6 protein-coding genes are annotated in these 5,929 nt (G+C 48.4%); 5 read left to right on the forward strand and 1 reads right to left on the reverse strand.

The features are described 5' to 3' along the window. Window positions 1-142: 142 nt before the first annotated feature. Window positions 143-427 (reverse strand): YggT family protein, encoded by a 285-nt coding sequence (locus ACUVJL_RS31535; protein ID WP_445249436.1) that lies wholly within the window; start codon window positions 425-427, stop codon window positions 143-145. A gap of 124 nt (window positions 428-551) precedes the next feature. On the opposite strand from ACUVJL_RS31535, the gene psbX reads away from it, so the two are divergent. The 5 genes from psbX (at window position 552) to ACUVJL_RS31560 (ending at window position 5,688) form a co-directional block, all read left to right on the forward strand. Continuing rightward, entirely contained in the window at window positions 552-671 is a 120-nt protein-coding gene (gene psbX, locus ACUVJL_RS31540) for a photosystem II reaction center protein PsbX (RefSeq protein ID WP_445249437.1), read from the forward strand. A gap of 285 nt (window positions 672-956) precedes the next feature. Continuing rightward, window positions 957-1,766: a Ycf66 family protein gene (locus tag ACUVJL_RS31545; RefSeq protein WP_445249438.1), complete on the forward strand. Its 810-nt coding sequence runs from the start codon at window positions 957-959 to the stop codon at window positions 1,764-1,766. Between the two features lie 286 nt (window positions 1,767-2,052). Further along, window positions 2,053-3,183 carry a redoxin domain-containing protein gene (locus ACUVJL_RS31550; protein WP_445249439.1) on the forward strand — a complete coding sequence of 377 codons (1,131 nt, stop codon included), beginning with the start codon at window positions 2,053-2,055 and terminating at the stop codon, window positions 3,181-3,183. A 176-nt stretch (window positions 3,184-3,359) separates the two neighbouring features. Further along, a complete protein-coding gene (locus tag ACUVJL_RS31555) occupies window positions 3,360-4,808 on the forward strand; it encodes a trypsin-like peptidase domain-containing protein (RefSeq protein ID WP_445249440.1) in 1,449 nt (482 codons plus the stop codon). 259 nt (window positions 4,809-5,067) lie between these two features. Further along, a complete protein-coding gene (locus tag ACUVJL_RS31560) occupies window positions 5,068-5,688 on the forward strand; it encodes a pre-peptidase C-terminal domain-containing protein (RefSeq protein WP_445249441.1) in 621 nt (206 codons plus the stop codon). Window positions 5,689-5,929 lie beyond the last annotated feature (241 nt).

Below are 5,929 nucleotides of genomic sequence, written 5' to 3' on the forward strand. Positions count from 1 at the left end.
AAGCGAAAACAATTTGAAAGTAAGCGCAATTGCAATACCTCTGGTACTGGTAGTTGTTTTGAGCGTCTAGGGGGACTTTTGCCTGTCCCTTTCAAGTCCGTCTTGAAGAATCCCCCGGCTTCAGCCGTGGGGAGTGTCAATCTTACATCATCATCGTCAGTAGACCTTGCTGGCCGAGAATCATTTCTCGCAGCAAGCTACAAATACCCACCCAAATAATCGGCGTAATGTCCACCCCGCCGATCGGCGGTACAATCTTTCTTGTTACCGCTAAAAAAGGTTCCGTGGGCCAAGCAATCAGACTCAACGGCAACTTGCTCAGGTTCACCTCGGGATACCAAGTCAGAACGATCCGAAAAATAAATAGCAAAGTCATCAGCACTAGGACAGAGCCCAGGAGCCAACTTACAACGGTGATACCACTCATGGTTCTTATCTCGAAATCTTAAGTTTTGTTAAGTCTGCCATTCATAATTTTAACCGTTTGACAGGTGCGATCGAAAGTATAAAATTAATAAAAATCAAATTGTTGTAACAAAGGCTTTGAATCTATGACTCCTTCTCTCGCGAACTTTTTGTACAGCCTGCTGGTGGGCGTGACACTGATAGTGATTCCAGCAACGATCGCCCTGATCTTCATCAGCCAAAAAGACAAAATCAAGCGCACCTAAAAAAGTCTGCGGGTTTGTAAGTCCGGCATGAAAGCCAATTTTCGGCTACACGTCGGGCTTTTCCCCGATCCCATAAACCTCGGCTGCAAGCAACTGTGAAGGCAAAACCTTCGGTTGACTGCTTTCGCTGAGGTTTTTTCCCGTTAAACTCATTACTATAAAGCTCACTTACCAAGCTGAAACCCTGACCGGACGCTGCCCCAGAAAGCACAGTCGGGATAACAGACTTAATGATAGATGTAAAATCTAACTCGCTAACATAGGAAAGACATAGGAGATAGGCTAATGGTCAATTTAGGATTGAACTGGAGCAGCCTGCTAGGGATCATCCTAGCAGTTGCAGGGGCAGGACTGTATTTTCTGCGATCGTGGCGTCCCAAACTAGCCCGAGACCACGATATTTTTTTTGCAGCAGTCGGCTTGCTGTGCGGCGGTATTCTGTTATTTCAAGGGTGGCGGCTTGACCCCATTCTGGCATTCGGTCAATTTCTGCTCAGCGGTACCGCCATATTTTTTGCAGCAGAAAGCATCAAGCTGCGAGGAGCGACCACAGCCCAAGCCAAAAGCCGCGCCCAATACGTCGATGAAGAACGACCAGTCAGCAACGCCTACGGTTACGATGGCTACGATGCCGAAATTGAGCAGCTAGAACCAGAGGAAGACTATCCGCAGCGTCCCCGGATCAGAGGCAGCCAAGACTACCGTTCCTCCCGGGAAGCCTACGACGACGAACCCCGCCGCCGTCCCTCGAACCGCAACGGCAGCGTTAACACCGGACGGTCCGAGTCGCCGGAGCGATCGTCGCGCAAACGTCCCGCACGCCCAGAAGCCCCGCCCGCCCAAGGGTCTGACAACTGGGACGTTTCAGACAACCCCGAAGAAAGACCGACCCGCAGCCGTAGCAGTCGCCCCCCTGCTTCGGAAAACCGCAGTTCCGATACGCCGCCGAGAACCAAAAAAACCCGTCCTGCGGAAGCCTCGAGGTCTCGCCCCAGCAACCGCGACGTGGAAGCACCGCCGTCAGACTACGTGGAGTATCGACCTGTAGAATACCCGGAAGACCAACCGGATAATTCGCCCAATTTCGACAAATAGGCAAACATAAGTAGGTGGGTGTAACTAAACATTTATCCCGCAGCTCCGGCTTGGGAAACAGCAGAACTCTAAGTGGCGTTTATTGATACCCATCTACTTATTATCAGATATTAGACTTATTGCTTAAAAAGACTGTAAATTGCGAGTGTAAAACCGCAGACAAACGCAGATATACACAAATAAAGGCTAATTTTTTAGTAAAAAACGATTTTCACATACCGAACCTGTGGAACTAATGGACAGCATAATAATCTAAATATAAAATCCCAAATCTCACATCAGCAAGATGCCATTACTCGAAATAGGAGATCCGGCTCCTTGGTTTTCCATTCCTTCTACAAATAACCCCTTATTTCATTTCTCGACCGTTGGCGGCCGGCGAGTCGTGCTGTTTTTCTTTGCCAGCGCAGCTTTTGAACAAATCCAAGTTATCCTCAAAAGCTTTCAAGAGCTATCAGAGGAATTCCAAAGCTTGCAAGTAGCGCGGTTCGGAGTGAGCGTTGACCCAGCAGACAAAGAACAAAACAGACCGGCAACAATTGCTCCGTCATTCCTCTTTTTCTGGGACTTGGATAAAACAGTCAGCCAGCAGTACGGTGTTTGCCAAGATGTCGAACAAAATGGAGTTGCCGGAGTTCACTATGCACCCCAAACTTTTGTTCTCAATGAAAACCTTCAGATCATTAATATTTTGCCCATGGGCGAACCGCACCAACACGCCCAGCAAGTATTAGATTTTCTCAAAACTTTGCCCCCAATTGAGGAAGCCCGAGCAGCCACTCGCCACGCCCCGGTGTTGGTAATTCCTAACGTTTTGGACAAAGCATCTTGCCGCAGTTTGATCGATATGTACAAAGCTAATGGTGGCAGTCCCTCGGGTTTTATGAGGCAAGTGGATGGGAAAACTGTTGGCCTGCATGACGACACTTTCAAGAAGCGCCGAGATTTCTTTATTGAAGACCCGAAGTTACAGCAGCGATTGAATGCGATTATTTTGCGCCGGGTGCGGCCGGAAGTAGAAAAAGCTTTTCAGTTTACAATTACCAGGTTTGAGCGGTATTTGGTGGGCTGTTACGATGCCGAGAGCGGCGGTTATTTTCGGCCGCACCGCGACAACACTAGCAAAGCTACGCTGCACCGCAGGTTTGCAATGACACTAAACTTGAATGTGGGAGAGTACACGGGGGGATTTTTACGGTTTCCAGAGTACGCGCCGCACGGTTATAAAGGGGATTCTGGCACGGCGATTATTTTTTCGTGTTCTGTGCTGCACGAAGCGACGCCGGTGATTAGTGGCCAGCGTTTTGCTTTGCTGTCTTTTTTCTACGGCAATGAGGATGCTGTGGTGCGACAAGCTAATTTTAAGTATTTAGCTGAGGCACCGGATTCTAGAATTGCCGAAACTACGGAGGGATAATCTTTTTCTGAGGATTTGGATTTCAACCGCCCGCGTTGCGTCAAAACCGATCGCTCTCTCCCGCCTGCATTTTTCACGGACGCTGTACAAGTCCTAAAATAATTACAGAGGGTAGTTAGCAGTTAGCAACAAAACCTAATTCCTAGCTACCGATAGCTAAACACTAATCGATCGCCATGAATTTAAAACTTCTAAGTTTAGCAGTATCGGGAATTTTAACGGTTGGGGTTGCAGCCAGCGCTGCTGCGGTTGTTACGACATCCCCTGTGCGCCAATCAACAGATTTAAGGGAATTTAACTCGGTGCATGGACAAGGTGCGATCGCCCAAAATGTCGAAGAACAAACCAATATTCGGGTCTACGAAAAAGCCAGTCCGGCGGTTGTTACCGTCGATACAGATAAATCTAACGGCAGCGGCACAATTATCAGCCCCGACGGCATGGTGTTAACGAACGCCCACGTCGTTTCTGCAGGCGGTACCGTGAATATAATTCTGTCAGACGGCAGAAAACTTGTCGGCGATGTCGTCGGATTCGGCGAAGAAGGTCTAGACTTAGCCGTGGTTAAGATTCGCGGTCAAAACAATTTGCCGACCATTCCTTTAGCCCGTCCCGGTTCGGTGAAAGTCGGGCAACAAGCATTTGCGATCGGCAATCCCTTCGGTCAATTTCAAAATACTTTTACAGTCGGAATCGTCAGCCGCATCGACCTTTCTCGGGGCTTAATTCAAACCGACGCCGCCATCAATCCCGGCAATTCTGGAGGGCCGCTGCTCAACAGTTCTGGAGAATTAATCGGCGTCAATACTTCTATTTTTACTCGCGGTAGGGGCGGTGGGAGTATCGGTATCGGTTTTGCAATTTCAGCAGACAAAGTACCCGCTTTCCTGACAGCGGTACGAGAAGGGCGAGCTCCCCGCGTGGCTCAAGCCCGATCGCCCTTTGGCAGCAAATCACCTGAAAAACTCGCGCTCAACGGGCCCGCAATCAGCGGTAAACTCACCGACAAGTCTAGCGTTCTGCCCGCAGACAACAGCTTTTTTGACCTCTACTCCTTTGAGGGAAAAGCGGGCCAGCAAATCACAATAGAAATGAAAAGTCAAGAAATTGACCCTTATTTAATATTGCTCGGGCCCAACCAGCGCGAAATCGCGCAAGATGATGACGGAGCCGGCAGTAAAAACGCCAGAATTACAGTCAGGCTGCCAGCAGACGGCACTTACACCTTAGTGGCAAATTCCTACGAAGCTAGGCAGTCGGGGGCTTATACGTTAGAACTAAAAGCGAGTGCTCCTACCGAGCCTTCTCGGGCGATTTTGCAAGAAAAAGGCGCTTTAGTTGCAGGCGGCCCGGTACTGCCGTCTGACAACAGTCTGTATCGCGAGTATACTTTTGAAGGTCGATCGGGTCAGTCTGTAGCCATTTCCCTCGAAAGTACAGATTTCGATCCCTATGTGGCTATCTTTGGTCCTAACGACCGATTAGTGGCAGAAAATGACGATGAGAGCGATTCGACTAAAAATGCGTTTCTGACCGTTACTTTGCCCGCTACGGGTCGCTATCGCGTAATTGTCAATTCTTACGATGCTTCGGGCCGGGGTCGTTACACTCTAACTGTCCGTTGAAAATGGGTAATGGGTAATCGGTAATTGGGAATTGGTAATCGGGAATTGGTCGAATTATTTTTCTTCCGGCTTCCTTCTTCCTGCTTCCTGACCTCCGTTAAATCATCAGAAAGCCAATCCGTTGCCGAACTTTCTTCCTGACCTCCGTTAAATCCGCAGAAAGCCAATCCGTTGCCAAACTTCCTTCTTACATCCGTTAAATCCGCACAAAGCAAATCCGTTGCCGAACTTCCTTCTTCGTTGCAAATCGAGGTAATTCATGCGTCAAGTTAGATTTTGGGCGATCGCGCCAGTTGCTCTGGTAGCTACTTTTTCTGGTAAGCCGACTCTCTCCCTATCAGTTTCAAATTCAGGTGGGGTTGCTAACAGCAGTTCTACCCTCATTTCAGCAGAATTTTCTCAAAATTTAACTGATGCGAACCCTGCTGGCAAGGCGGTTTTAGCTCAAGCAAGCCCCAAGCCGTCGCCATCACCACAGAGTTCGCCAACTCAGATCCCAACTGTAGAACCTCGGCCGAGTCCTAATGCGGGTTCATCTAAGGTCATTTTAGAGCAAAACGGAGAACTCACCCCTGCTAAGTCTTCTGTACTGGCCTCAGACAGCAGTTTGTACGACGAGTATACCTTTGAAGGCACTCAGGGTCAGACAGTGGTTATTACTGTAGAAAGTACCGATTTTGATACTTACCTCGCTATTTTGAACTCCCAGAGCGAGCTACTTGGAGAAAATGATGATGTCACCCAGCAAAATTCCAATTCTGAGCTTACTGTTACCTTGACGGAGAGCGGTCGCTACCGCGTCATTGTCAATGCTTACGAGCCCCTTCCAAAAGGTAGAGGCAGGTACAGTTTGACCGTCCGCGAAACAACTGGAAATTAGTTTGAACGAAACTTGGGAGTCAGGGCACGGCATTGCCGTGTCCCTATAATTCAAGGACGATCGCACTACAAGTAACTGCGATCTACCTTTGTGGTTCTACAACCCACATTCCGCAGATATTCAAGCAGATTTAATTTCAAAGAAATTCAGAATTGCCAAAACCTCAAATGATTGCATAGCAATCATTTGAGGTTTTTTTAAGGTATAATAATTTGTGCCAGTATAGCAACCTTCAAAACGA

This window comes from Microcoleus sp. OTE_8_concoct_300, from assembly GCF_031383065.1.
GTDB lineage: Bacteria > Cyanobacteriota > Cyanobacteriia > Cyanobacteriales > Microcoleaceae > Microcoleus.